Raw genomic sequence first — 4,296 nt, forward strand, 5'->3', positions numbered from 1 at the left:
CCCGATCGAGGCGGCTACCGGCAGCGAGGCCGAACTGCTCGGCCGGCTCGCGCGCTTCACCGACGATCTCGACGGCTTCGCGCGGCGGCTGGCCGAATCGCATACGCCGCAAGGCTGGAGCGAACTGTTTGCCGACACGCTCGCGCGTTTCTTCGATTCGGGCGCCGCGTATGCGGACGCGCTCGCGGGCGTGCGCGATGCGCTCGACGCGATGCTGGCCGCGATGACGGAGGGCGCGCCCGACGAAGCGTTGCCGGCGGCCGTCGTCCGGGCCGGGCTGACCGCGGCGCTCGACGATCCGGCGCGCGGCGGAGTGCCGTGGGGCGGCGTCACGTTCTCGTCGTTGACGAGCTTGCGCGGCCTGCCGTATCGCGTCGTCTGCCTGCTCGGGATGGACGACGGCGTGCTGCCGAGTCTCGCGCGCGCGGACGAATTCGACCTGATGGCCGTGTTGCCGAAGCTCGGCGACCGGCAGCGCCGCGACGACGAGCGCAACCTGTTTCTCGACCTGCTGCTCGCGGCGCGCGACCGGTTGCTGATCGCGTACACGGGCCGCAGCATTCGCGACAACGCGCCGTTGCCGCCCGCGGCACTCGTCGACGAATTGCTCGACCATCTCGCGCTCGTCACGGCCGGGCCCGACGCTGCGCCGGACGCGGTCGATGCCGCGCGGCGCGCCTTCGTCGTCGAGCATCCGCTGCAACCGTTCGCGGCCGCGTATTTCCAGCCTGGCAGCGAACTCGTTTCCTACGATGCCGAACGTGCGACGCTCGCGACGCTGCTGGCCGCCGAGGCGTCGCGAGACGGGCCGCGCGAACTGCCGTTCTTCGCGCAGCCGCTGCCGGCCGAACCGGTCGAGCCCGTCGCATTCAGCGAATTCGAACGTTTCTGGCGCCATCCCGCGCGCGCGCTGCTGCGCGCGCGGCTCGGGATCGTGCTTGCCGACGCGCAGGCCGAACTGCGCGACACCGAGCCGTTCGCGCTCGATTTCGCCGGCAGCGATGCGCTCGCCGAGCGTGTGCTGCCGCTGCTGATCGAGTCGGACGAGGGCGGCGTGCACGATCACGCGCTGCGCATTGCGGACGCGAGCCCCGAACTGCCGGGCGGCGCGACGGGCGCCGTGTGGCGCGACCAGGCGCTCGGCTCGATGACGCAGCTTGCGTCGAACGTACGCCGCGCGCTGGCCGACGGGATGGAGCGGCGGCCGTTCTCGCTCACGGTCGTGCCGGCCTGGCCGGACACGGAGCAGGCGCTGTTCGGCGCCGACGACGCGCTGCTGTCGGGCGACGCGGTAAGCGCCCCGCTCGAACTGCACGGCACGCTGAACCGGCTCACGCCCGCCGGGCAGATCATCTACCGCTATGCGCGGCCGAGTGCGCGCGACTACCTGTCCGCGTGGCTTGCGCATCTCGTCTATTGCGCGGTCGAGCCCGGTGGCCCGCGCCGCACGCTGTGGTTCGGCAGCGGCGGTGCATTCGAGCTGACGCCCGTCGCGGCGCCGCTCGAGCGGCTCGCGCCGCTTGCCGCGCTGTTTCGCGCGGGGCGGCGCATGCCGCTGCGGTTTTTCCCGCGCAGCGCGTGGGCGAGGGTGTCCGACGGCGAGGCCAAGGCGGCGAGCGTCTGGATCAACGAGCGCGTCGTGAGCGAGGCCGACGATCCGGCCATTGCAATCGCGTGGCGCGGTGCGCATGCATCGCTCGACGAGCCGTTCGGCACGCTTGCGCGGCTCGTGTTCGAGCCGCTCGTCGAGCATCTGAAGGAGGTCGCATGAGCGCCGTGTCGCAGCCGCAGCAGGCGCTCGAACTCGACGTGTTCGCGTGTCCGCTCGACGGCGTCAACCAGATCGAGGCGTCGGCCGGCACCGGCAAGACGTGGAACATCTGTGCACTGTATGTGCGCCTGCTGCTCGAAAAGGATCTCGGTGCGGACGAAATCCTCGTCGTGACGTTCACGAAAGCGGCCACTGCCGAACTGCACGAACGGATTCGCGGTCGGCTCGCGCAACTCGCGCATGCGCTCGACACGGGTGACGACGGCGGCGATCCGTTCATCGAGCGTCTGCTCGACACCACGCTCGGTGAAGACGGCGCGCTCGATCCCGAAACGGCTGCGAAGCGAATCCGGCGCGCGCTGCGCGCGTTCGACCAGGCCGCGATCCATACGATCCACGCGTTCTGCCAGCGCGCGCTGCAGGAAGCGCCGTTCGCGGCCGCGATGCCGTTCGCGTTCGACATGGAGGCCGACGACGCGTCGCTGCGCTTCGAGCTCGCGGCAGACTTCTGGCGCACGCGCGTCGAACCGGCGGCCGCGCGCTGGCCGGGCTTTGCGACCTGGCTCGTCGAATCGGGCGCCGGCCCGGCCGCGCTCGATGCGCAACTCGCGCGCCGGCTGAAGAAGCCGCTCGCCGCGCTGCGCTGGGACGGCGTGACCGAGCCGGACGAATCGGCCGAGGCCGCTGCAGCCGAATGCTTCGCCGAGGCCGGGCGGACGTGGGCGGCCGAGCGCGAAGCGATCGATGCATTGCTGCGCACTGCGCAGCCCGCGCTCAACCAGCGCTCGCACAAACCCGAAGCGGTTGCCGATGCGCTTGCCGCATGGGCCGCGCATTTCGCGCAGGGCGACGCGACGGCTGCGCTGCCGAAGGCTGCGCTGAAGCTCACGCGTACCGCGCTCGTGAAGGCGACGAAAAAAGGCGGCGCGACGCCCGAACATGCATTTTTCGACGTGGCCGACGCGCTCGAAGCGGCCGTGGCGGCGGCCGAGGCCGCGCAGCGCGCGCGCTGGCTCGCGCTGATCGCCGAATGGCTCGACATGGCGCCGGGCGAGCTGGCCGAGCGCAAGCGCACGCGGCGCGTCGTCTCGTTCGACGATCTGCTGGCGAACCTGTACCACGCGCTGCATGCGCATCCGTGGCTCGCTGAAACGCTGCGCGCGCGCTATCCGGCCGCGCTGATCGACGAGTTCCAGGACACCGACCCGCTGCAGTTCGCGATCTTCGACCGGATCTTCGCGCCGGGCGGCCCGCTGTTTCTCGTCGGCGATCCGAAGCAGGCGATCTACAGCTTCCGCGCGGCCGATCTGCACACCTATCTTGCCGCGCGCGCGCGGGCGAGCGCGTGCTACACGCTCGCGGTCAACCAGCGTTCGACGCCCGCGATCGTCGATGCGTGCAACCGCTTCTTCATGTCGAATCCGCGCGCGTTCGTGCTAGACGGGCTCGACTATTACGCGGTGCGTGCCGGCACGCGCGTGCGTGCGCCGTTCGTCGATGAAACCGATCCGGGCCCGGCCGGCGATTTCCGGGTCTGGGCGTTGCCGGGCGGCGAAGGCACGTTGCTCAAGCGCGACGCGCAGGCGCAGGCCGCCCAGGCCTGTGCCGCCGAGATCGCGCGGCTGATGCGCGGCGCGCGCGAAGGGCGCGTGCGGCTCGGCGATACGCCGCTGTCGCCGGGCGATATCGCGGTGCTGGTGCAGACGCACCGGCAGGGCAGTCTGGTGAAGCGCGTGCTGGCCACATGGGGCATCGGCAGCGTCGAACTGGCGCAGGCCTCGGTGTTCTCGACCGGCGATGCGGAGCAGCTCGAACGCGTGCTGGCGGCGATCGATGCGCCGGGCGACCTGCGGCGTCTGCGCGCGGCGCTTGCGTCCGACTGGTTCGGCCTCGATGCCGGCGCGCTGTGGCGGATGGAGCAAGGCGACGGCGATGCGCAACGTGAAGCATCAGCGGCCGACAGCGCCGACGCGATGAGCTGGGTCGAGCGCTTCTCGCGGTATCGGCTGCTGTGGCGCGAACGCGGCTTCGCGGTGATGTGGCGCACGTTTACGCGCGAGCTGCGGATTGCCGAGCGCCTGATGGCCGGCGCGGACGGTGAGCGTCGCGTGACCGACATCAACCATCTGGCCGAACTGACGCAGGCACGCGCGTCCGCGCAGCCGGGCATCGCGCCGACGCTGCGCTGGCTCGCCGCGCAACGGCTCGACGGCGGCGGCGAGGAAGCGCAACTGCGTCTCGAATCCGATCGCAACCTCGTGCAGATCGTCACCGTGCACAAGTCGAAAGGCCTCGAATACGCGATCGTGTTCTGTCCGTTCCTGAACGACGGCGGGTTGCGCGAGCCGCCCGGGTCCGCGCTGCCCGATGCGCGCGAGTATCACGACGATGCGGGCGATGCGGTGCTGCATTACGGGTGCGACGACGAGGCGGCCGCGCACGCGGCGCGGCAGGCGCTGCGCGAGCAGGCCGCGGAGCGCGCGCGGCTCGTCTACGTGGCGCCCACGCGCGCGGCCTATCGCTGC

At 71.3% G+C, this 4,296-nt stretch carries 1 protein-coding gene and 1 pseudogene; both read left to right on the plus strand.

From position 1 onward, the window contains the following. Nucleotides 1-1,771: pseudogene (locus G3N64_RS38265) on the plus strand (exodeoxyribonuclease V subunit gamma); the annotation flags it as partial. Beyond that, on the plus strand, nt 1,768-4,296 hold a 2,529-nt coding region (locus G3N64_RS38270; RefSeq protein ID WP_205788774.1), incomplete at its 3' end, for a UvrD-helicase domain-containing protein. The pseudogene G3N64_RS38265 and the gene G3N64_RS38270, both read left to right, overlap by 4 nt.

Source organism: Burkholderia sp. Ac-20344 (assembly GCF_017104975.1).
Lineage (GTDB): Bacteria > Pseudomonadota > Gammaproteobacteria > Burkholderiales > Burkholderiaceae > Burkholderia.